The 22,480-nt window shown below is 65.1% G+C and carries 21 protein-coding genes and 1 pseudogene; 7 read left to right on the forward strand and 15 right to left on the reverse strand.

Annotated elements, in window-relative coordinates; all coding sequences use genetic code 11:
* Nucleotides 1–137, forward strand: a pseudogene (locus AABA84_RS28160) (IS481 family transposase); the annotation flags it as partial.
* A 209-nt stretch (nt 138–346) separates the two neighbouring features.
* Here AABA84_RS28160 and rnhA read toward each other — a convergent pair.
* From rnhA to ispH, 3 genes are read right to left on the reverse strand one after another with little or no spacing between them, the layout of a single operon-like run.
* Nucleotides 347–811 carry a ribonuclease HI gene (gene rnhA, locus AABA84_RS28165; protein WP_038948865.1) on the reverse strand — a complete coding sequence of 155 codons (465 nt, stop codon included), beginning with the start codon at nt 809–811 and terminating at the stop codon, nt 347–349.
* A complete protein-coding gene (locus tag AABA84_RS28170) occupies nt 808–1,791 on the reverse strand; it encodes a homoserine kinase (protein ID WP_338313786.1) in 984 nt (327 codons plus the stop codon). Before AABA84_RS28170 ends, rnhA begins: the two co-directional genes overlap by 4 nt.
* Before the next feature lie 6 nt (nt 1,792–1,797).
* A complete protein-coding gene (gene ispH / locus AABA84_RS28175; protein ID WP_212245933.1) occupies nt 1,798–2,766 on the reverse strand; it encodes a 4-hydroxy-3-methylbut-2-enyl diphosphate reductase in 969 nt (322 codons plus the stop codon).
* Between the two features lie 243 nt (nt 2,767–3,009).
* Between ispH and AABA84_RS28180 the strand changes: the two genes are divergently transcribed.
* Nucleotides 3,010–3,705 (forward strand): DUF1013 domain-containing protein, encoded by a 696-nt coding sequence (locus AABA84_RS28180; RefSeq protein ID WP_212245935.1) that lies wholly within the window; start codon nt 3,010–3,012, stop codon nt 3,703–3,705.
* A gap of 243 nt (nt 3,706–3,948) precedes the next feature.
* On the opposite strand, the gene AABA84_RS28185 is transcribed toward AABA84_RS28180, so the two are convergent.
* From AABA84_RS28185 to AABA84_RS28205, 5 genes are all read right to left on the reverse strand, one after another.
* The gene (locus AABA84_RS28185; protein ID WP_338305762.1) at nt 3,949–4,695 is read right to left on the reverse strand and encodes an OmpW/AlkL family protein; all 747 of its coding nucleotides are present in this window, start codon (nt 4,693–4,695) and stop codon (nt 3,949–3,951) included.
* A 192-nt stretch (nt 4,696–4,887) separates the two neighbouring features.
* Nucleotides 4,888–5,157, reverse strand: a complete 270-nt coding sequence (locus tag AABA84_RS28190; RefSeq protein ID WP_212245937.1) for a hypothetical protein — start codon at nt 5,155–5,157, stop codon at nt 4,888–4,890.
* A gap of 118 nt (nt 5,158–5,275) precedes the next feature.
* Entirely contained in the window at nt 5,276–7,186 is a 1,911-nt protein-coding gene (locus AABA84_RS28195) for a propionyl-CoA synthetase (protein WP_212245948.1), read from the reverse strand.
* A 431-nt stretch (nt 7,187–7,617) separates the two neighbouring features.
* Nucleotides 7,618–9,003, reverse strand: coding sequence for a tetratricopeptide repeat protein (locus tag AABA84_RS28200; RefSeq protein ID WP_338313787.1), 1,386 nt, complete (start codon nt 9,001–9,003; stop codon nt 7,618–7,620).
* A 99-nt stretch (nt 9,004–9,102) separates the two neighbouring features.
* Nucleotides 9,103–9,867, reverse strand: coding sequence for a tetratricopeptide repeat protein (locus tag AABA84_RS28205; protein ID WP_338313788.1), 765 nt, complete (start codon nt 9,865–9,867; stop codon nt 9,103–9,105).
* A 139-nt stretch (nt 9,868–10,006) separates the two neighbouring features.
* On the opposite strand from AABA84_RS28205, the gene AABA84_RS28210 reads away from it, so the two are divergent.
* Both AABA84_RS28210 and AABA84_RS28215 read left to right on the forward strand, forming a co-directional pair.
* Nucleotides 10,007–11,551 carry a cation:proton antiporter gene (locus tag AABA84_RS28210; protein ID WP_445083426.1) on the forward strand — a complete coding sequence of 515 codons (1,545 nt, stop codon included), beginning with the start codon at nt 10,007–10,009 and terminating at the stop codon, nt 11,549–11,551.
* Between the two features lie 220 nt (nt 11,552–11,771).
* On the forward strand, nt 11,772–12,536 hold the full coding sequence (locus AABA84_RS28215; RefSeq protein ID WP_338313790.1) for a hypothetical protein: 765 nt from the start codon (nt 11,772–11,774) through the stop codon (nt 12,534–12,536).
* 183 nt (nt 12,537–12,719) lie between these two features.
* On the opposite strand, the gene AABA84_RS28220 is transcribed toward AABA84_RS28215, so the two are convergent.
* The 5 genes from AABA84_RS28220 to AABA84_RS28240 all read right to left on the reverse strand — a co-directional run bounded on the left by AABA84_RS28220 (nt 12,720) and on the right by AABA84_RS28240 (nt 18,049).
* Nucleotides 12,720–13,526: an SDR family NAD(P)-dependent oxidoreductase gene (locus AABA84_RS28220; protein ID WP_212245953.1), complete on the reverse strand. Its 807-nt coding sequence runs from the start codon at nt 13,524–13,526 to the stop codon at nt 12,720–12,722.
* A gap of 56 nt (nt 13,527–13,582) precedes the next feature.
* Entirely contained in the window at nt 13,583–13,996 is a 414-nt protein-coding gene (locus AABA84_RS28225; RefSeq protein WP_212245954.1) for a DUF1850 domain-containing protein, read from the reverse strand.
* Nucleotides 13,957–16,077, reverse strand: coding sequence for a TRAP transporter permease (locus tag AABA84_RS28230; protein ID WP_338313791.1), 2,121 nt, complete (start codon nt 16,075–16,077; stop codon nt 13,957–13,959). The genes AABA84_RS28225 and AABA84_RS28230 overlap by 40 nt, the downstream gene beginning before the upstream one ends.
* Nucleotides 16,078–16,272: 195 nt before the next feature.
* Nucleotides 16,273–17,220, reverse strand: a complete 948-nt coding sequence (locus tag AABA84_RS28235) for a TAXI family TRAP transporter solute-binding subunit (protein ID WP_338305766.1) — start codon at nt 17,218–17,220, stop codon at nt 16,273–16,275.
* Between the two features lie 349 nt (nt 17,221–17,569).
* Nucleotides 17,570–18,049 (reverse strand): hypothetical protein, encoded by a 480-nt coding sequence (locus AABA84_RS28240; protein ID WP_338305767.1) that lies wholly within the window; start codon nt 18,047–18,049, stop codon nt 17,570–17,572.
* 195 nt (nt 18,050–18,244) lie between these two features.
* Here AABA84_RS28240 and AABA84_RS28245 point away from each other — a divergent pair, with 195 nt between their 5' ends.
* Nucleotides 18,245–18,559: a hypothetical protein gene (locus AABA84_RS28245; RefSeq protein WP_338313792.1), complete on the forward strand. Its 315-nt coding sequence runs from the start codon at nt 18,245–18,247 to the stop codon at nt 18,557–18,559.
* A 163-nt stretch (nt 18,560–18,722) separates the two neighbouring features.
* Here the strand turns inward: AABA84_RS28245 and AABA84_RS28250 are convergent, their stop codons facing one another.
* Both AABA84_RS28250 and AABA84_RS28255 read right to left on the reverse strand, forming a co-directional pair.
* Nucleotides 18,723–19,937, reverse strand: coding sequence for a hypothetical protein (locus tag AABA84_RS28250; protein WP_338305768.1), 1,215 nt, complete (start codon nt 19,935–19,937; stop codon nt 18,723–18,725).
* Nucleotides 19,938–20,008: 71 nt separating this feature from the next.
* Nucleotides 20,009–20,632: an NUDIX hydrolase gene (locus AABA84_RS28255; RefSeq protein WP_338313793.1), complete on the reverse strand. Its 624-nt coding sequence runs from the start codon at nt 20,630–20,632 to the stop codon at nt 20,009–20,011.
* 71 nt (nt 20,633–20,703) lie between these two features.
* Here AABA84_RS28255 and AABA84_RS28260 point away from each other — a divergent pair, with 71 nt between their 5' ends.
* Nucleotides 20,704–21,129 (forward strand): PaaI family thioesterase, encoded by a 426-nt coding sequence (locus tag AABA84_RS28260; RefSeq protein WP_338313794.1) that lies wholly within the window; start codon nt 20,704–20,706, stop codon nt 21,127–21,129.
* Between the two features lie 313 nt (nt 21,130–21,442).
* Complete coding sequence (locus tag AABA84_RS28265; protein ID WP_338313795.1) at nt 21,443–22,465, forward strand: aldo/keto reductase; 1,023 nt, start codon at nt 21,443–21,445, stop codon at nt 22,463–22,465.
* The last annotated feature ends 15 nt before the right edge of the window (nt 22,466–22,480 follow it).

Here is a 22,480-nt window from a genome sequence, read left to right on the forward strand (position 1 = left end):
TCGCCATCAGGCCGCTCAACTGCGACGGCCAATACGGCGTCTTCTTTGCCAGCTGGCAGGTCGCATCTATCGACTTGACCAATGGCCAACCTGTCAGTGATGTGTCCGAACAGGCGTCAGCTATGTCTCCGGTCTAAACATCAAGCCGGGCGATGACAGTTGAGGGTGGAGCGCGGGCCACGGCGGAAGTGCAATCGGGTGGGCAAAGGCGCGCCAGCGCCGTGCCCACGATCTGTCCTTGATTGAGAAGAAGCCGTGGGCACGCTTCCGCCTTCGCTCTTCGAGCTACGGCGGACAAGTCGCTTTGCCTACCCTACGAAACCGGGCGACGCCGATAGCGCGTCGCCTACTCCGCCAGCCGCTGCTGCAGCCTTGCCTTCACGATCCCGTCGCGCGCCAGCTGATCGGCACGCTCGTTCTCGGGGTGGCCGGCATGGCCCTTGACCCAGTGCCAGCGGACCTCGTGCTGCTTCAGCGCGGCATCGAGCCGCTGCCATAGCTCGACGTTCTTCACCGGCTTCTTGTCGGCGGTGCGCCAGCCATTGCGCTTCCAGCCATGAATCCAGCCGGTGATGCCCTGCCGGACATACTGGCTGTCGGTGTAGAGATCGACCGTGCACGGCTTCTTCAGCGCTTCGAGCGCCGAGATCGCCGCCATCAGCTCCATCTGGTTGTTGGTGGTGTGGCGCTCGCCGCCGTTCAGCTCTTTTTCCTTGTCGCCGAACTTCAGGATCGCGCCCCAGCCGCCCGGCCCGGGATTTCCCGAGCAGGCGCCATCGGTATAGATCGTGACATTGGGAAGCTCGCTCACGCGACCAATCCTGACGGCATCAGCCCGTAATCGCGTACGCTCGTCACGCTCTGGTGGAAGCGCAGCTTGCGGACATATTCCTGCGGATCCTTCGGCTTGACCAGCGCGCCTTCGGGCACGTTGAGCCAGTCGACCAGCCGCGTCAGCAGGAAGCGGATCGCAGCACCCCGCGCCAGCAGCGGCAGCGCCGCCTCCTCGGCCTCACTCAGCTTGCGCACGCGGCCATAGGCATTGAGGAAGGCGCGCGCCTTGGTGACGTTGAAGGAATGATCCGGCTCGAAGCACCACGCGTTGAGGCAGATCGCGACGTCATAGGCCAGCATGTCGTTGCAGGCGAAGGTGAAGTCGATGATTCCCGAGAGCTGGTCGCCGAGGAAGAAGACGTTGTCGTTGAAGAGGTCGGCGTGGATCACGCCCTCCGGCAGATTGCTCGGCCAGATCCCGCTCGAGAGATAGTCGAGCTCGGCCGCCAGGAACGCGCGCAGGCCCGGCTGCACCTCGTCGGCACGGCTTGACGCCGCATCGAACAGCGGCCGCCAGCCCGCGACCGACAGCGCATTGGCGCGCTTGATCGCAAAATTCGCGCCGGCCAGATGCATCTTCGCCAGCGCCGCACCGACGCCGGCGCAATGAGCCACGTTCGGCTTGCGCGGCCACATGCCTTCGAGAAAGGTGATGATCGCCGCGGGACGCCCCGACAGCTCGCGCAACGCCTCGCCGTCTCTTCCCTTCACCGGCAGTGGGCAGTTGATGCCGTGCTCGGCCAGATGCGTCATCAGGGCGAGGAAGAACGGCAGGTCGTTCTTCGCCACACGCTTCTCGTAGAGCGTGAGGATGAACGAGCCCTCGGTCGTATGCAGCAGGAAGTTGGTGTTCTCGACGCCCTCGGCGATGCCCTTGTAGGAGAGCAATTCGCCGAGATCGTATTGTTTCAGGAAATCCGCAAGCTCGTCGGCGGCAACGTCGGTGTAGACCGCCATAAAAGTCTACTCGGCGGCGGCTTCAGGGCGCACCTGACGCGGCAGCGGGAAGAACTCGTTCTCCTCCGCGGCCGAGACCGTCTCCACATGCAGCGTGAAGCGCTCGGCGAAGGCGTCCATGATCTCCTCGACGATCACTTCCGGCGCGGAGGCGCCCGCGGTGATGCCGAGGCTCGAAATGTTGCCGAACTTGTCCCAGTCGAGGTCGGTGGCGCGCTGCGCCAGCACCGCGATCCGGCAGCCCTCGCGCTCGGCGACCTCGCGCAGGCGCTGCGAGTTCGACGAATTGGGGGCACCGACGACGATGAGCGCGTCGACCACCGGCGCCACCTTCTTCACCGCGAGCTGGCGGTTGGTGGTGGCGTAGCAGATGTCTTCCTTGTGCGGCCCGTTGATGTTCGGGAAGCGCTCCTTCAGCAGCGCCACGATCTCCGCGGTGTCGTCGATCGACAGCGTGGTCTGGGTCACGAAGGCGAGGTTGTTGGGGTCCTGCGGACTGATCGTCTTGGCGTCCTCGGCGGTCTCGATCAGGGTCACGGCACCGGTCGGAAGCTGGCCGAGCGTGCCGACCACCTCGGGGTGATGGGAGTGGCCGATCAGGAAGATCTCGCGGCCACGCTTGAAGTGGATCGCCGCCTCGCGGTGCACCTTGGTCACCAGCGGGCAGGTCGCATCCAGCGAGAACAGATTGCGGGACTGGGCGTCGGCCGGAACCGATTTCGGCACGCCGTGGGCCGAGAACACCACCGGCGCGCTGGTGTTTTCCGGGATTTCGGCGAGCTCCTCGACGAAGATGGCGCCCTTCTTTTTCAACCCGTCGACGACATATTTGTTGTGCACAATCTCATGGCGAACATAGACGGGGGCGCCGTACTTATCGAGCGCGCGTTCCACGGTGTCGATCGCCCGGACCACCCCGGCGCAGAAGCCACGGGGAGAACAAAGCACGATCTTGAGGTCTGGTTTGGCTGACATTGAGCGATCTCGGGACCGAATCACCTCGCCAAATGGGCGGGAAGCGGTCGATGGATGGAATAGGGCTTGGGTACGGGCTTACAGGGAATTGGGCCCCCTTTCGGGCGCTGTCAAGGCACTATCTATAGCAGAACCATTGCGTGGCTACCCCCTCCGGGCTTATATAGCGCGAATTCCCAGTCATCGCTGATGACCACCGGTTTCGCCTCCAGAGGGGTGGGCGAAGCACAAAGGAGATTTGCCATGAGCAACGCACCTCTGATGCCCAAGGCGACCGCCGTCTGGCTGCTCGACAACACCGCGCTGACCTTCGACCAGGTCGCCGATTTCACCAAGATGCACCCCCTCGAGGTGCGCGCGATCGCCGACGGCGACGCTGCCCAGGGCATCAAGGGCATGGATCCCCTCTCCAACGGCCAGCTGACCCGCGAGGAGATCGAGAAGGGCGAGAGGAATCCGGATTATCGGCTCCGCCTCCAGGAGAGCAAGGTGGTGCTGCCGCCCCAGCCCAAGCGCAAGGGCCCGCGCTACACCCCGGTCTCGCGCCGCCACGAACGTCCGAGCGCCATCCTCTGGCTGCTGCGCAACCATGCCGAGCTCAAGGATGCCCAGATCATGCGCCTGGTCGGCACCACCAAGAGCACCATCGCGAGCGTGCGGGACCGGACCCACTGGAACACCTCCCAGCTGACCCCGATCGACCCCGTCACCCTCGGCCTCTGCTCGCAGATCGAGCTCGATTTCGAGGTGGCGCGCGCGGCCAAGGAGAAGCCGATCGACGCCGCCTATGGCGGCGCCACGCTGCTGCCGGCCTCCGAGACCACCAAGAAGGACGAGTTCGAGCCGGCCGAGCGATCGAGCGACGACCTCAACCTCGACGCCGTGTTCGCCAAGCTGAAGACGCTCGGCGGCAAGAAACAGGAAGACGAGGAGCAGTAGTCCTCTCTCTCTTCCGTTCGCTTCAAACGCAAAAAGCGCGGCAGGAAAACCTGCCGCGCTTTTGTTTTGTCCCCCTCTCCCGGTGGTCGTCCCCGCGAACGCGGGGACCCATAGCCCCAGGGAGAGGTTTGGCGAAGACTCGTCGTTCGGTACTGCTATCGCTTTCTATCGATAGCTTCCGCGGTATGGGTCCCGGCGTTCGCCGGGACGACAGCGGAATTCGTTGCTCTATGCGAGCGCTCCTCAGAACTTGTACGTCACGCCGGCGCCGACCAGCCACGGATCGATATGCGCGGTGCCGGTGACCGGCAGGCCGGAGACGGTCGCGCTGTAATCCGGACGCAGCCAGAGCTTCTTGACGTCGACGTTGAGACCCCAGTGCCGGTCGATCATGTAGTCGAAGCCGAACTGCACGGCGCCGCCCCAGGCGTTGCTGACATGCAGGTTGGTGGTGGTGGCGACGATCGCGGGCGGACCGACGATTGCGGCAGGCGAATTGGCCGCGGAATTGTTGAAGAACACGGTGTAGTTCACGCCGGCGCCGACATACGGCTTGAACGCGCCGAACTGGTCGAAGTGATATTGCAGCGTCAGCGTCGGCGGCAGCAGCGTGGTCTTGCCGATCGGCAGGTTCGCGAGCGAGCCGGTGCCGCTGATCGAGTGCCGGGTCACGCCGAGGATCAGTTCGGCCGCGATGTTCTTGGTGAAGAAGTAGCTGATGTCGAGCTCGGGGACGACCTGGTCGCTGATCGAGAGGCCGGAATTCGGCGAGGACAGCGAGGGCACGCCCGCGACATTGACGGTCGAGCCGCCGGCATCCGGCAACACGCCGAGCACGCGCAGGCGCACCATCCACGGATTGAACGCCTCCACCGGCGGCGGCGCCTTCTTGTAAACCGGCAAATCGGCAGCCTGCACCGATGCAAACGTGCCCGCGAGCATCGCGCCAACCGTCGCAAGCCGCGCCAGGTTTCTCGTCGTTCTCTGCATTTCAATCCCCTTCAGCCTTCTCTCGCGCGTCGTTGCGCGACATGAGCGTCAGAGCAGAAAGGGGGTACCGAGGGATTTGACTTCGATCAATTCAGGCAAAGGCCGCCACGATTTGGCCGCAGCGTTGCAGATCTGTCACGGGAACAGCGAATGCGGGGTGCGCGGCGCGGCAGGATAATGCCGCACCTCACCTCAGGGTCGCTCGGGATGGTTCAGCATGTATTCGCCGAGGTCGCGCTGGCGGCGATCGGCACGGGCGGTGGCGGCGTTGCGCTGAACGTCGCGATCCTTGCGGCAGGCCACGTATTCCGGCGAGCCTTGCGCATTGCCCCGGCTCAGGCAGACCGCGTCGTCATCGTCACCGCCCACCGCCACCGGCGTCTGGTAGCGCGCGGAGCAGGCGGAAAGAGCGATGGCGAGCAGCACAGCTGCAAGCAGGCGCGGCGCGGCGGCAAGTGGCATACGAGGTCCCCTATTGGCCGGCCCTGTTTAGCGCGGAATGAGGAGATTGTAAGTCGGCAACACCGTCATACCGGGGCGATGCGAAGCATCGAACCCGGAATGACAGACCAGATTCGCCTCACACCCGCCCCTTCAGCGCCTCCCCGATCTCGTCGAGCGCCTTGGGATCCTCGATCGTCGCCGGCATGGTCCAGGACTCGCCGTCGGCGATCTTCTTGATGGTGCCGCGCAGGATCTTGCCGGAGCGCGTCTTGGGCAGGCGGCCGACGGTGATTGCGAGCTTGAAGGCGGCGACCGGGCCGAGCTTGTCGCGCACCAGCGCGATGATCTCCTTCTCGATCTCGGCGGGCGCACGCTTCACGCCGGCCTTGAGCACCAGGAAGCCGCAGGGCACCTCGCCCTTGATCGCGTCCTTGACGCCGAGCACGGCACATTCGGCAACATCGGGATGCGAGGCCAGGATCTCCTCCATGCCGCCGGTGGAGAGCCGATGGCCGGCGACGTTGATGATGTCGTCGGTGCGGCCCATGACGAAGACATAGCCGTCCTCGTCCTTGTAGCCGGCATCCGAGGTTTTGTAATAGCCGGGGAATTCGCTGAGATAAGCCTCCTTGAAGCGCGCATCCTGATTCCACAGCGTCGGCAGGCAGCCCGGCGGCATCGGCAGCTTGATGACGATCGAGCCCATGGTATTGGGCGCCACCGGTTTCGCCGCTTCGTCGACCACGTCGACCTGGTAGCCCGGCATCGGCACCGTCGGCGAGCCGTGCTTCACCGGCAGCATGCCGAGCCCGACCGGGTTGCCGGCGATGCACCAGCCGGTCTCGGTCTGCCACCAATGGTCGATCACCGGCACCTTCAGCTGCTGCTCCGCCCATTCGACCGTCGGCGGATCGGCACGCTCGCCGGCGAGGAACAAGGTGCGGAATTTCGACAGGTCGTATTGCCGGATGAACTTTCCTTCCGGATCGTCCTTCCGGATCGCGCGGAACGCGGTCGGCGCCGTGAAGAACGCGACCGCCTTGTGCTCGGCGATCACGCGCCAGAACGCGCCGGCGTCGGGGGTGCCGACCGGCTTGCCCTCATACATGATCGTCGTCGCGCCGTGCAGCAGCGGCCCGTAGACGATGTAGCTGTGGCCGACCACCCAGCCGATGTCGGAGCCACACCACCACACCTCGCCCGGTTTGACGCCATAGAGGTTGAACATCGACCATTTCACCGCGACGAGATGGCCGCCATTGTCGCGCACGACGCCCTTCGGGATGCCCGTGGTGCCCGAGGTGTAGAGGATGTAGAGCGGATCGGTCGCGGCAACAGCCGCGCAGGGTGCCTTCTTGCCGTCGTTCAGCGCCTTGCGGCGCAGGCTCGCCCAATCGTAGTCGCGGCCCGGGGCCAGGTCGCAAGTGAGCTGCGGACGTTGCAGCACGATGCAGGCCTTCGGCTTGCTGCCGGCCAGCTTGATCGCCTCGTCGAGCAGCGGCTTGTACTGCACGATGCGGCCGGGCTCGATGCCGCAGCTTGCGGAGAGAATGAGTTTCGGCTGCGCGTCGTCGATGCGGGTGGCGAGCTCCTTCGCTGCAAAGCCGCCGAACACCACGGAGTGCACCGCGCCGATCCGCGCGCAGGCGAGCATCGCGACCACGGCCTCCGGCACCATCGGCATATAGAGGATGACGCGGTCGCCCTTGGCGACGCCGAAATCCTGCATGATGGCGCCAAGCGCCTGCACCTCGTTCAGCAGTTCGGCATAGGTGAGCTTGGTGACGCTGCCCGCGAGCGGCGAATCGTGGATCAGCGCGACCTGGTCGGCGCGCCCGCCTTCGACATGGCGGTCGAGCGCGTTGTAGCAGGTATTGACGACGCCGCCGGCGAACCAGCGGCCGTAGGTCCCTTGCGAGGGGTCGAAGATGGTCTTCGGCGGCTCGATCCAGTCGATCTCTTTCGCGGCCTCGGCCCAGAAGCCTTCTGGATCGGCCAGCGAGCGCGCATGGACCTCGTGATAACTGCTCTTGCCCTGGATGTTCATTCCCGCGCTCCCGTTACCTTTATCGGCCTGACCTCGAACCTTGCGGCAGGACGGTCGCCCCGCCATGACCCGGATCAAGTGTCGGCCTTGTTTGAGAGGTATTTTCCCGGGAACGGGCCGCGGTTCAAGCTGAAAAGGATGGGCCTTTTGGTGGAGAGGCAAAGAGTTCGCGCGGCATCGGCGCTGCGCTCCTTCTCCCGCTCTTGTCCGCCGAAGCCTTGGCGAAGGCGGATGCGGGGCCGCGACGAGCTTCGCTCGCGCTGAGAGGGTTGGGGTGGGGGTGCCTCCGCGTCGGGACCGCCCGAGGCTTTAGCAGGCGGTCTCCAAGAGGAAAAAGCCCTCACCCGCCGCGCTCTTCGATCGCGGCGACCTGTCCCGCAAGCGGGAGAGGTGACCGAGCCACCGCGCGACTTCGGCTTCTCCAACGCTCCTCAGCTCTCCGTCGCGTTCAGCTTCTGCAACCGCTCCTGCATGACCTTCTTCAGATCATAGCCCGGCCGGCCGAAGCTGGCGTTGCGGAGGCTAAGGAAATCGCGCTGGGTCCTGCGCAGCTCGCCGGCCGAGCGCTTGCCCGCCGACTTCAGCACGCGCTCGTAGGTCTCGGCGATCTGGCGGTCGAGCACGCCCAGCTCCGGATCGGCGCAGATCACCTTCTCGACCTCGCGCTTGGCGCTCGCGCATGCGAAGGACGGACCATTGCCGGAAGCCGCATTCAGCGCCCGGGGCGGCTCATCGCCGAATTTCGCGATCTCCGCGATCATGCTGCGACGGCCATTGGCAGCGTTCTCGTTGCCGGGATCGAGCTTGAGCGCCGTCTCGTAGTCGGCCAGCGCCTTCTTGCGCTCGCCCATCTTCTTGTAGAGCACGGCGCGATTGTTGTAGGTCAGCGCGAAATTCGGATCGAGCTTCAGCGCAGCCTCGTAGTCACCAAGCGCCGCTCCGAACTCACCCTTGAACTGGTAGGAATCGCCGCGGTTGGTGAAGAAGTTCGGCCGGGGCGCGAGGCGCAGCGCCTGGTCGTAATCGGCGATCGCCTTGTCGTACTCTTTCATGGCCGCATAGGTGAGCCCGCGGTTGTCAAAGTATTCGGGCACCTTCGGATCGAGCCTGATCGCCTCGCCGTCGTCGGCCACCGCCTTGTCGAGCTGGCCGAGCTTCTTGTATGCGGCGCCGCGGTTGGTGTAGGTGCGGGGACGGTTTGGATCGAGCCGCAGCGCCTCGCTGAGATCCTTGATCGCCTTCTCGTTGTCGCCGCCGAGATAGTAGTTCACGCCGCGGTCGGACCATGCCTGTGCATCATCCGGCTTCAGCTTGATCGCATGGTCGCAATCAGAGAGCGCACGATCAAGCCTGCGCTGGGTGGTGTACACGACACCGCGCAACTCGTAAGCCTCCGCATCCTGCGGATCGAGCTCGATCGCCTTGCTGAGGTCGGCCGCCGCGCGGTTGAGATCGCCGCCGGCCTCGCGCAAGAGGTCGCCGCGCAGGCGCCAGGCCTTCGCATTCTTGCCGTCGATTGCAATGGCGCGGTCGATATCCCGCAGGGCTTGCGTAAGGCCGCCCGAAGTCCGCGCGTTGGCGTCGGCACGAACCAGCAGCGCCGCGGCGCGGTCGGACGCGGGACTTGCGCCCTGGTCGATGATGACGGTGCAGGCGGGGATCAGCTCCGCAGGAGCAGCCTTGCTGCCCGTCACGCAATCGGTGCCCGCCGAGGCGGGGGCCGCCAGGACGAGGCTCACCGCCGCCCCGAGAAGAAAGGCGCGAAGCGAGGTTTTGGCAAGCGAAGGCGCTTGCGCGGAAGAATGCGTGCCGCACATGGCAGAGGGCTCCGTGACGTCAGGTTTTCACCATTGTCGCGGCAGAAAGAGGATGGGTTCAATTCGCCACTGTCGACGAACTCTCGTGACGCAACGGGCCTAATATCCGTCTACCCCGTTGAGTCGTTGCAGTCGCTCCTGCATCGCCTTCTTCAGATCATACCCCGCCCGGCCGTAACCGGCATTGCGGCGGGCAATGAACTCATCCTGCTCGCGCTGGAGGTTCTTCGCTTCCGCCGGATTGCGCGCCTCCCGGATCACCCGGGCATTCGATGCAAAGATCTCGCGATCGAGATCGGCGAGCTCGCGGTTGCCGCAGATCGCCTTCTCCACCGCCCGGGCCGCACGCCTGCAATTGAAGCTGGGCTTGCCGGCGACCGCCATCTGCGCGCCGATCCGCTCGATCTCGCGCGCCATCGCCTTGTGATTGGCCTTGGCCTTCTCGTGGTTCGGATCGATCTTCAGGGCCGCGCCGAAATCCTGCACCGCCTTGGGCTTGTCGCCCTTCCTCAGCCAGAGCTCGCCGCGCGCGTTCCAGATGTCGGCGAGCGCAGGGTCGAGCGAAAGAGCGCGGCTGTCGTCGGCGATGGCGCGGTCGACCTGGTCGTGGCGCGCATAGAACGCGGCGCGCGCGATCAGCGCCTTGATCAGATCCGCCTTCGCCGTCTTCTCATTGTCGATCACGCCGGCGCAGGCCGTGGCCACCTTGTCCATGTCATCGGCCGCGGTCGCCGCGAGGCATGAGGCGACATCGACCTGGATCACCGCAGCCGGCTCGCCGCCGGTCGCAGCCTGGGCGGCACCGAGCGACAGCGCGCAAAACAATACGGCACCTGACAGTTGAATGAGTTTTTGAAAACACATGCTCGTTGCAGTTGGAAGTCTTGCTTTCGGACTTGCCTTAAGTCTTGCCTTTAGATCTTGCCTCGGGGCCGTACTATCCATCATACGGCCGGATTGGTGCTAGCTTGTGGCGCCGCTCAGACCGGCTTCGGGGATCATCGTGTCGACATTCGAATGGATCATCGCGCTTCTGCTCGGCGCCGTTGCCTTATCGGCGCTGGCGCGGCGGATCAAGGTCCCCTACCCGACCTTTCTGGCCATCGGCGGCGCGCTGATCGCCTTCGTGCCGTCCAGCCCGTCCTGGGCGCTGGAGCCGGACCTGGCCTTGGCGCTTTTTGTCGCACCGGTGCTGCTCGATGCCGCCTTCGACACCTCGCTGCGCGATCTGCGCAACAATTGGGTTCCGGTCTCGACCCTGGTCGTCGCCGCGGTCGGCCTGACCACGGCCGGCGTCGCCTTCGTCGCGCACCGGCTGATGCCCGACATGCCGTGGGCCGCCGCAATTGCGCTCGGCGCCATCGTGGCGCCGCCCGATGCGGCCGCCGCGGTTGCGATCCTGAGCCAGGTCAAGCTGCCGCACCGCATGGTGAAAGTCCTGGAGGGCGAAAGCCTGCTCAACGACGCGAGCGCGCTCCTGATCTACCGCATCGCGGTCGGGGCCGTCGCCACCGAGCATCTGTCATGGAGCCAGGTCGCGCCGACGATGGCGCTCGCGCTGGTCGGCAGCGTCGTCGCCGGCCTGCTCGCGGGCTACATCATCCCGCTGCTCCTGGAACGGGTCAAGGAAGCACCGAGCGCGATCATCGTGCAGTTCGCCACCACCTTCATGGTCTGGATCGCCGCGGAGCATCTCGGCCTCTCCGGCATTCTCACCATCGTCGTCTACGCCATCACCATGGCGCGTACGGCAGGGGCGCGTATGCCGGCACGGCTGCGGGTGCCGTCCTATGCGGTGTGGGAAACGATGGTGTTCGTGCTCAACGTGCTCGCCTTCATGCTGATCGGCATGCAGATGCGGCCGATCTGGACGCGGCTGGATGCGGACGTGCGCTGGGAATATTGCGTGGCCGCTGGCTGGATCCTGCTGACGGTGATCCTGGTACGCCTCGCCTGGGTGACGTTCTATCGCACGACCTTGCGCGTGCTGGTCGCGCAGGGGATCTACCATCCGAAGGATCCCAGGGCCGTCGCATCGCCCAAGGGCGGCCTCATCATCTCCTGGTGCGGCATGCGCGGCCTCGTCACGCTCGCCACCGCTTTTGCCTTGCCGGAAACCTTTCCCTATCGCGACTTCATCGTCTTCATCGCCTTTGCGGTGGTGCTGGGATCGCTGGTGATCCAGGGCCTGACGTTGCGGCCGCTGATCCTGGCGTTCGGCCTCAAGGACGACGATCCCGTCGGCACCGAGGTCGCGCGCGCCCGCGCCGTCGCCTATCGTGCCGCGCTCGATGCGATCGAGAGCGATCCGTCCGAGGAGGCCGAGATCCTGCGGCTGGAATATCGCGCCATCCTGATGCAGGCCGGGACCGATCCCAACGGCGGCATCGCCAGTGGCGAGCTGCCCGCCGATCCCCTGCGCCGCCGCGCCATCGCGGCCGCGCGCAAATCGATCTTCGAGCTCCGCGCCACCGAGGTGATCGGCGACGATGCCTTCCACCGGCTCGAAGAGGAGCTCGATCGCGCAGAATTGAGCGCGGGGGGATGAGGTAGCGCAGCCACAAACTCGGTGTCGTCCCGGACAAGCGCGCCCCAAGCGCGCGCAGATCCGGGACCCATAACCACAGGACGTCGTCGTGACACGAGGTTGGCAACTCCAAATCTTCGCCAAACACAATCCTGTGGTTATGGGTCCCGGGCTCGCGCTACGCGCGCCCCCGGGACGACGACGGTTTGAACCAAACCCCACCTCCCCAGACTCATTCCTGATGACGACCCTGACCGACGACCGTCGTGTACGCGCGCGAGATGCGTCGCCTGCACGATATTTTTATCTCCACATGGCCCTGGCCTGCGCGGCCACAGCTTTTCTCGGTTTCGCGCCGACCTATTGGGTGCCGCTCGCCCACGGTGCGTTGTCCGCAAGCCCCGTGATTCACTTTCACGGACTCTTGTTCTTCACCTGGTCTGTCTATTTCGTGCTTCAGACCTGGCTCGCGGCCTCGGGCCGCGTGGTCAATCATCGCTCGCTCGGCATCGCCGGCGTCTCGCTCGCAACCGCGATGACGATCTTCGGCTTCCTCGCCTCCGTGCACGTGATGCAGCACTCCGCCGGGCAGCGCGAGGCCGGCATCGGCTTCTCGATCGTGCCGATGAGCGGGATCGCGTTCTTCGCCGTGGTGTTCGTGCTCGCGATCATGAACACCCGCAGAGCAGAGATTCACAAGCGCCTGATGCTGCTCGCCGCGGTCTCGATCCTCGATGCCGCGATCGCGCGCTGGTTCCTGACCTTCCTGGCGCCTCCCGGGCCACCCGGCCCGCCGCCGGTGCCGGTGACGATCGCGCCCGCCGTCCTCGCATCGCTCCTGCTCGTCGTCGCCATGGTGCGCGACTGGCGCACCGAAGGCCGTGTGCATCCGGTCTACATCTATGGCACGCTCGCGCTGCTGGCGGTGAAGGTCTTGAACTGGCCGATCAGCGAGACGGCCGCGTGGCATTCATTCGCTGGCGGGATATTGGCGCTGGCGCAGTAGGTCGCCAAACACTCCGCTGTCATCCCGGGGCGCGCGAAGCGCGAACCCGGGACCCATAACCACAGGGAGTAGTTACCTTGGTGAGCTGGTCACCGCGAGTCTTCGCCAAACCACGTCCTGCGGTTATGGGTCCCGGATCTGCGCTGCGCTTGTCCGGGACGACAGTGAAGCGTGAGGCGGCGCCTACGCCCCCGCCTTGCACGTGATCCCGCCGTCGACCACAAGCTCGATCCCCGTCACATATTTCGACTCGTCGGACGCCAGAAACAGCGCGGCGTTGGCGACGTCGAAGGCATCGCCCATGTGGCCCATCGGCACCTGCGCATCGCGCGCGCGCCACATCGCCTCGACATCGCCCTTGGCGTAGCTGCTCGCAAGACCTGCGGAGTGCTCGACCATCGGCGTCTTCATCAGGCCGGGCAGGATCGCGTTGACGCGGACATGGTGGCGCGCGAACTCGATCGCGGTGGTGCGCGTCATCTGGTTCATCGCCGCCTTCGAGGTGCCGTAGGTGACGTAGGAGATGCCCATGTGGCGGATCGAGGCGATCGAGGAGATGTTGATGATCGAGCCGCCGCCCTGCTTCACCATGACGGGAATGACGTGCTTCATGGCGAAATAGGCGCTCTTGAGATTGACGCTGAAGACGCGGTCCCAGCTCTCCTCGGTCACCTCGACCACGCTGCCCATCTCGGCGATGCCGACATTGTTGTCGAGCACGTCGATGCGGCCATAGGCCTGCAGGCACGCCGCCACCATCGCCTCGACCTCGCTCGCACGGGACACGTCGGCGGTGAACGCGGTCGCCTTGCCGCCCTCGCCGGTGATGATCTTCGCGGTCTCTTCGGCCGCAGCGCCATTGCGGTCGACGCAAAACACCTGCGCGCCCTCGCGCGCGAAGGTCACCGCGGTCGCCTTGCCGTTGCCCCAGCCCGGTCCGATCGAGCCGGCCCCCACCACCATCGCAACCTTGCCCTTGAGCCGATCCATCATGTGTCTCCTTTGTTGTTGTTCTTGTAGCCTGGATGAGCGCAGCGATATCCAGGCTACGGATCGTTGCAGATCTTCATCGTGGTGACGTTAGCACCAATGGGATGCCCGACAATCTCCGACAGCGTCCGGCAGCTTCCATCATGGCACAGCCGCCATTCGCCGGCCGCGCCCGAATTGCCGAGCACGACCTCCTGCATGGCTGCGCGCTTCGGCTGCCACTGAAACCAGCCGTCGACCAGCCGCGCCTCGGGCGGCGGCTCCATGCCGGGGCCGGTGCCCTTGACGCGGGCCTGCACCAGTTCGAGACCGGCGGGGGTGACGCGCCAATCCTCCTGCCAGTCGACTTTCGCGATCGAATGCGTCCAGACCAGCGTGAACGCCGACAGCGCCAGCGCCTTCACGCCGAAAGCCGTTGCGAAGCAGAGGCTCACACCGCCTCGACCGTTACAGGCGGGCGCTGCCGCCATTGCCACAGCGCGAGCGCCGCAGCGAGCACGAAGCCCGCGATGTCGCTGAACGGGAATTCGCCGAGCAGGCAGAACGCGGCGCCGAGCGCGACCAGGCGCTCGATCAGCGTCAGCCGGGTGAACAGGAAGCCGATCGCGACCATGCCGAACAGGCCGATCGCCACCAAAGCCTTGACGGTCGCGAGCGCGACCGCACCATAGAAGCCGAGTTTTGCCGCCATGGGGTCGCCGGCTTGCAGCATCAAGGCCGGGGAATAGACGAAGATGAAGGGGATGACGTAGCCGGCCAGTGCGATGCGCATCGCCTCCCAGCCGATCTTGTCCGGGTTCTCCTTGGCGATCGGCGCCGCCGCGAGCGCAGCGAGCGCCACCGGCGGCGAGAGGTCGGCCATGATGCCGTAGTAGAACGCGAACATGTGGCTCGCGATCAAGGGCACGCCGAGTTTGGCCAGCGCAGGTGCCGCGAGCGCGGCGGTGATGATGTAGGTCGGGATGGTCGGGATGCCGGTGCCGAGCAGGATCGACAGCAGCATGGTCATGATCAGCGCCAGGAACAGGCTCTTCTCGCCGAGCCCGATCACCCAGCCGCCGAAGATGGTGCCGACCCCGGTCTGCGACATCATGCCGATGATGACGCCGACGATGGCGCAGGCCATGCCGACGGTGATGGCGGATTTGGCGCTCTCGGCCAGCGCGTCGCGGCAGGCCCGCAGCGCCGCAAGGCCGCCGCGCACGAAGGCGGTGATCACGATCAGCCCGACCACGACGCTGGCGACCGGCACGATCTTGAGGCCGTCACGCGACAGCGCGGCGACGAGGAGCGCAAGGCCGATCCAGAAGATGGTGCGGATCACGTTCGAGGAGGCGCCCGTGGTGATGGCGGTGCCGAGGATCAGCGCTACCGTCAGCGCGAGGCCCATGCTGCCGGCATAGAGCGGCGTAAAGCCCTCGAACAGCATGTAGACGAGGGCCGCAAGCGGCAGCACGAGGTACCAGCGCGTCACCAGCGCCCTCCAGGCGCTCGGGATTTCCGAGCGCCTCATGCCGACGAGCCCATGCTTGCCGGCTTCCAGATGCACCATCCAGAACGCGGACGCGAAATAGAGGATCGCGGGAATGGCCGCCGCCTTGACGATCTCGGAATATTGCACGCCGAGCGTCTCGGCCATGATGAAGGCGACCGCGCCCATGACCGGCGGCATGATCTGCCCACCCATCGAAGCCGTGGCCTCGACGCCGGCGGCGAAGGCGCGGCGATAGCCGAACCTGATCATCAAGGGAATCGTGAACTGGCCGACGGTCACGACATTGGCGACGCCAGAGCCGGAGATCGTGCCCATCATGCCCGAGGCGAACACCGCAACTTTCGCAGGTCCCCCGCGGGTGCGGCCGAACAGGCCGAGCGAGACGTCGGTGAACAGCTGGATCATGCCGGCGCGCTCCAGGAACGAACCGAACAGGATGAACAGGAAGATGTAGGTCGCCGACACGTAGATCGGCACGCCGTAGAAGCCCTCGGTGCCGAACGACAGATGCGTGACGATCTGGTCGAAATCGTAGCCGCGATGGTTGAGCGGCGACGGCAGGTACTGACCGAAGAACCAATAGACGAGGCAGGCGCCGCACATCAGCGGCAGCGCCGCGCCCATCAGGCGCCGCGTGCCCTCGAAGATCAGCACCGCCAGCACCGTGCCGACCACGAGATCAAGCCGCGTCGGGTCGCCGTCGCGCGCGATCAAATCGGCGTAGAAGATCCACTGGTAGAGCCCGCACAGGAATCCGGCGCCGCCGATCACCCAGCCGAGCGCACGGCCGGCATTGCTCTTCGCCGTGAAGTTGGCGATCAGGCCGAAGGTGAGGAGAACGAGGAAGCCGACATGGACGCCGCGCACCACCTGGCTCGGCAGATAGTTGAAGGCGGCGACATAGAGCTGGAAGGTGGCGAAGGCGATGCCGATCCAGTAGGCGAGCGCGCCCCACCAGCCCGGGCCGAAGCCTTCCGGAAAACCGTGCTCGAAATTGTCGAACTCGACCTTGACCTTGTCGGGCGCAGCTGCGGCGCCCTCTGCCTTTTCCAGCATCTTATTCGTCCTCAGCCTGTCCATGCCGCGATAGCATTGGCACAGGACCCAAAAAACGTCATGCCCGGGCTTATCCCGGGCATGCGCGAACAATCTCTCCACCGTCATTCCGGGGCGATGCGGAGCATCGAACCCGGAATCTCGAGATTCCGGGTTCGGCTCTGGCGAGCCGCCTCGGAACGACACCGGATGGAATTACTTGATCAGCCCTTTTTCCTTGTAATAGCGGATCGCGCCGGGGTGCAGCGGAACCGGGCTGCCTGTCGCGGCGGTCTCGAGCTTGATCTCCTTGCCGGCGGCATGCGCATTCTGCAATTCCGGCAGCGAGTCGTAGATCAGCTTGGTCATCTGATAGGCAAGATCGTCCGACACCGCGGAGCTCGTGACGAGATAGTTGATCACGGCCGCAGTCGGCACGTCCTTGTCCTGGCCGGTATAGGTGTTGGCCGGAATGATCGCGGAGACGAAGGGCGGGCCGATCTTGTCGACGGTCTCCTTCGGCACCGACACCACCGTGATCGGGCTCGAGGTCGAAAGGTCCTTCAGCGAGGCGACGCCGAGACCGGCCGATTGCAGCGTGGCCGCAAGCTGGCGGTTCTTCATGAGGTCGACGGATTCGGCGAACGGCAGATATTCGACCTTGCCGAGATCCTTGTAGGTCATGCCCGCGGCGCCGAGGATCGCGCGCGAATTGAGCTCGGTCCCCGACTTGGGCGCGCCGACCGAGAGGCTCTTGCCCTTGAGGTCCGCCAGCGTCTTGATACCGGACTCGGTGGTGGCGACGATCTGGATGTAGTTCGGATAGATCGCGCCGATGGTCCTGAGCTTGTCGAGCTTGGACTTGAAGCCCGCTTCCTCCTCGCCGTCCCAGGCGGCCTTGAGCGAGTCGCCGAGCGTGAACGCCAGCTCGCCGCGGCCCTGCTGCAGCAGGATCAAATTCTCGACCGACGCCTTGGTGGCCTGCACCTGCGTCTTCACGTTCGGAATCTTGTCGCCGTAGATCTTCCCGATCGCGACGCCGAGCGGATAATAGACCCCGGAGGTGCCGCCGGTCAGCACGTTGATGAAGGATTGCGCCTGCGCGCAAGGTGCCGACGCCGCCAGAGCAAGAGCCGCGGCCGCGCCGAAGATAGTCCGTTTCATGGTTGTTGTACTCCCCAAACCGGCGGCGAAATTGGCCGGATGAGGGATGCGGGTCAACCCATCCAAAAGATAAAGCTGGGCTGCGGTAAACGGCCGGTCAGGCTCGATTTTTGGGAACCTGCGGCTGCGGCGACGTGGCGCAGCGAAGAACGAGCGACCTCACATGAGGATCGAACGCTGGTGCCGCTGGCTCGGTCGCCTCTCCCGCTTGCGGGAGAGGTCGCGCCGAAGGCGCGGGTGAGGGTTCTCTCCTCTAGGGAATTGTCCCATTGCGGAGACACCCTCTCCCCAACCCTCCCCCGCAGGCGGGGGAGGGAGCGCACCACCTACGAGGCGATCGAGCTCCCCCTCACTGGAACGTCATGTCCAGGCACTTGGAGATGTCGGAACCGAGGCCGGACGAGATGATGATGCAGCCGCGCACCTTCTGCGCGCCGACATCGGCGGCCCACACCGAATAGCCGCCCGGGCCGAAGAACGAATTGGTGTTCGGCGGCTCGGTCTCGGTCGCGTCGAAATCATACTTGCCGTCGGTCTCGAAGATGCGCGGCTTCTTGATGCAGCCGCCGTCGGTCTGGACGTTGATGACTTCCTTGTTGTCGCGCGTCAGCGCCAGCGAGACCTGGCAGCGGAAATATTCCGAGGTCTTGGTGTTGAAGAGATAGGTGTAGGACTTGCAGGTCGCCGTGTTCAGCTTGCCCGGGGCAAGGCCGCGGCTGCACGAAATCCTCTGGTTGTGGCTGAGCTGGTAATCATCGGCCCGGGCGGCCGGCGCCAGCGCCGTCAACGACAATGCAGCAGCCCAGCAAAGTTTAATCACATGGCGCATCCGAATCATCCCCACCCCTAATTTTGTCGAGTTGCGTTCTAGACGGAAAGCGGAACATAGTCGCGAGGGGACGAAGGGAAAATCACAAACTGCTGGGCCAGACGTGATGCGCTGCGGCGCTTTCGCAAATTGACCCGGATATACCGTTCGTGATTTGTTCAAGCCCAGTGCCCCAACGACGGGGAGGATGGGATCATGGCATTTTCAATGAAGACATTTGCAGTTGTTTCGGTTGCACTCATAACGCTCGGCGCATTCGCCGGGTCCGCTTTCGCGCAAGCCCCGGCAACGCCGTGGGAGCTCAAGCCCGACACCGGCTACGCCTATGACAAGGAAGGCAAGACCCTTTCCTACAAGATGGGCACCAGCAACGCCGGCGAGCTCCTGAAGGGCGCCAAGAAGGTCCCGAGAGGCACGCTGTTCTTCATCGGCCACAACGGCCAGCTCTACATGCGCAGCGGCCCCTATCTGGAAGGCGACGGCAAGTTCAAGTTCGGGCCGGATCAGTAGGTGCGGCGACGGGCGACAGAGCCGCCACACTCGGTGTCATCACCCGCGAAAGCGGGTGATCCAGTATTCCAGAGGCCATTGTGATTGAATCGAGAGGCCGCAGCGTACTGGATGCCCCGGTCAAGCCGGGGCATGACAGCGGAGGATGTGGCAGGGCTAAGAGCTAAAACGCCCCCGCCAATTCCCTTGCACCGGGTTTGCCGCTGTTCGAATCCATCCGATCGTCCGTCACCGCCAGCAGCTTGGCGACCGTGTTGTGGCGGATCGCGACCGGGTTGCGCTCGTAGCCGCCGCGCTGGAAGAAGTTCGAGGTCGGCACCTGCTCGCGCATCGCCTGCGGCATCGTCACCATGTCGAGCCCGGTGCCGTCGCCGGTGAGGTTCATCATCTCGAGCTCGGCCGCGGTCAGCGGACGGGTGTAGCCCTTGGCGCGGGCGAACAGCACCGAGGTCAGGAGCTTGTGGGTCTGCAGCATCGGACCGACATCAATGTCGAGCACCATCGCATGCATGGCCCAGCCCTGCGCGGTGTTGCCGATCTTCTCGTGCTCCGACCAGGTGTCGGGCACCGACTTCGCATGGGCCACCATTTTCTTCAGCACGACGAGCTTGTGCTCGAGCGACTGGCGCGCCGGTCCTGATGTCCGCGCCACCTTCTCGGAGAGCGCGCGAATGAGTTCGTGGCCCTGCTCGGCCAGCAGCTCGACGCTGTTGGTGGTCAGGAGCTGGTTGTAGCCCATCGCGGTCGAGATCGCGCGCTTGCCGCCATGCTCGATTCCCGCCTGAACGTCGTGGCTGCCGGTGCCCCCGGTCTCGAACGAATAGACCCGCACGGCCTGCTCGCGCGTCAGCCCGGAGGCGAGCGCGTAGCGCGCATAGGCGCGCTTGAACTCGACCTCGCTCGCCGGGCGCTGCGGCGTGAACTGGTAGAGCTCCTGCGCCGCGCGCAGGAAATCGGCGACCACCGGGATCGGCTTTTTGGCGGGACGGTCCGGCGTTTCCTCCGGCTCCGGATTCACCGGCTTCTTCGGCCCGTTATAGAGCGGCGGATGCTCCAGCACGTAATCATCGAGCGTCACTTGCTGCCCGCTGCGCCGCTTGGCGTTGCGGCCTTTCCGCTTCTCCGAGATCTGGCTCCAATAGGCGCCGGCCTCGGCGTCGAAGGCCGCGCGCGCCGCCTGATATTCCGCAAGCTTGCGGCGATATTCGAGCACGGCCGGCGAGGCGCCACCCTGCGCGAAGAATTGCGACAGCAGCTGCGCGTTGGCATCGCGAACGGCGGGCGGCAGCGCGTCGGCCTCGCCGCCACGCGCGGCGGGCGCGAGCAGGACGAGCGCAAGTGGAACCAGCGCGAAGCTATTGCGAATCGAATGATGCATGCTGCCCTCTTAGCAGGCATCCGGTAACCGTCACGTTAACGCGCCGTTTACCTCTTTTTTCGTCTCTTGCGTCACTTCCAGGCGAACACCGGCTGTTCCAGCTCCGCCACGCGGGTGTGCCGGCCCGCAAGCACCTCGCGGAACTGGTAGATCAGCGCCGCCGTCGGCGCGTGGATCAGGCTTTCCTGGTGATGGAAGCGAATGACGCGGCGCGCGCTTTCGGGGATGGCGACGAAGTCGAAGGCGTCGTCGCGCTCGATGGTGTCGAGCGCAATGCGATGGACCGAAGCCACCTCGTCCGGGTTCGGCCTGATCGCGGTGCCGCCCGAGGCCCACACCACCACCGGCGTGATCAGATAGCCGGAGCGGGTCGGATAATCGTCGAGCGTGCCGAGCACCTCCGCGCCGGTGAGGCGCAGGCCAAGCTCCTCGTCGAGTTCGCGCAGGGCCGCCTCGACCGGCGTCTCGCCGGCGTCGCAGCGGCCGCCCGGCAGCGCCCATTGGCCGCGATGGGCGCGCAGATGTGATGCGCGCAGCGTGAGCAGGAATGCGGTGTCATCGTCCTCGCTCGCCGTCAGCGCAACCGCCACCGCGGCACGCTTCAGCGTCGTCGGCGCTTCACCCGCCGGCAGCCGCATGAAGGCCGCGCAGGCATTCGCGATATTCCGCCGTGTGGCATCGTCGAACGGTCTCATGATGCTTGACTACACCACGTCCGGCCCCGATGAAACGAGAACGCAAGGCCTGCACAGGAATGGACGACGAGATGACCAACAAGGCCGCCGCAAGGCTCAAATCAGACGGCTGGACCATCCTTCAGACCACGGGCTTCATGCACCTGATCGGCCCCCTGTGGGAGCGCAAGGTCGACGGCCATTATGAATTCGCGCTCGCGACCGAGGACAAGCACCACAACCGCCGCGGCATGGTCCAGGGCGGCGTGATGATGACCTTCGCCGACCGCACCTGCGGCATGACCGCCCGCTACACATCCGGCAAGGAGTTCATGGCGACGGTGCAGCTCGACACCCATTTCGTCGAGGCCGGCCAGATCGGCGACATCCTGATCTCCCGCCCGCGCGTGGTGCGCTCGACGCGCAGCCTGATCTTCATGAGCACGGAGGTGACAGTGGATGGCCGCTGCATCGTGATGGCGAATGGCGTGTTCAAGATTCTGAAGGGGCCGGGATAGGCTCGCGGTCAGGCCGCCATTGCTGCCGACCACACACTCCGCCGTCGTCGCCCGGCTTGACCGGGCGACCCAGTACGCCGCGGCCTCCCGGCTCAATCACAGCCGTCTCTGGAATACTGGATCGCCCGATCAAGTCGGGCGATGACAGTTGTGAGTATAGCGAGCAGTTTCCGCCATGCGTCATTGCGAGGAGCTCTTGCGACGAAGCAATCCAGAATCCTTCCGCGGATGCAGTTCTGGATTGCTTCGCTGCGCTCGCAATGACGGCTGTAGCTGGCTATGCTGCGCTCCATAAAGATATCGAGGATAGCCCATGCAATACCGCCAGCTCGGCCGTAGCGGCCTGAAAGTGTCGCCGATCTGTTTGGGCACCATGATGTTCGGCGGGCCGACCGATGAAGCCACGTCAAAACGGATCATCGCCAAGGCGCGGGATGCCGGGATCAATTTCATCGACACCGCGGACGCCTATTCCAAGGGCGGCTCCGAGGAAGTCGTGGGGCGCGCCATTGCCAGCAACCGTCACGCCTGGGTGCTCGCCACCAAGCTTGCCAACCCCATGAACACTGGGATGGGCGACGATCCCAATCGCGCTGGCCTGTCGCGGCGCTGGGTGCTGCAGGCCGCCGACGAAAGCCTGACGCGGCTCGGCACCGACCACATCGACATCTACTATCTGCACAAGGAAGACCATGCGACGCCGCTGGAAGAGACGGTGCGCGCGATGGGCGATTTGATCCGCGCCGGCAAGGTGCGCTATTTCGGCGTGTCGAACTACCGCGCCTGGCGCGTTGCCGAGATCTGCAACATCTGCGACCGCCTCGGCATCGACCGGCCCGCGGTGAGCCAGCCTTATTACAACGCGATGAACCGCATGCCCGAGGTCGAGCACTTTCCGGCCTGCTCCTATTACGGCCTCGGTATCGTGCCCTACAGCCCGCTGGCGCGCGGCGTTCTCACCGGCAAGTACAAGCCGGATGCCGCCCCCGACAAGGAGACGCGCGCGGGCCGCAACGACACCCGCATGATGCAGACCGAATGGCGGCCGGAATCGCTTCAGCTCACGCAGGAGATCAAGACGCACGCCGAGAAGAAGGGCATCACCGCCGGCCAGTTCGCCGTCGCCTGGGTGCTTAACTCCGCCTTCGTCTCCTCGATCGTCGCAGGTCCCCGCACCGAGGAACAGTGGGACGGCTACATCAGCGCGCTCGACTATCGCTTCACTGGAGATGACGAGGCGCTGATCGACCGGCTGGTCGTGCCGGGCCATCCCTCGACGCCGGGCTACAACGATCCCGCCTACCCGATCGAAGGACGGCGCGCGCGGACGGCGTGAGATCGGGAGATCACG

Origin of the sequence: Bradyrhizobium sp. TM239, assembly GCF_036247985.1 — a bacterium.
GTDB lineage: Bacteria > Pseudomonadota > Alphaproteobacteria > Rhizobiales > Xanthobacteraceae > Bradyrhizobium > Bradyrhizobium ottawaense.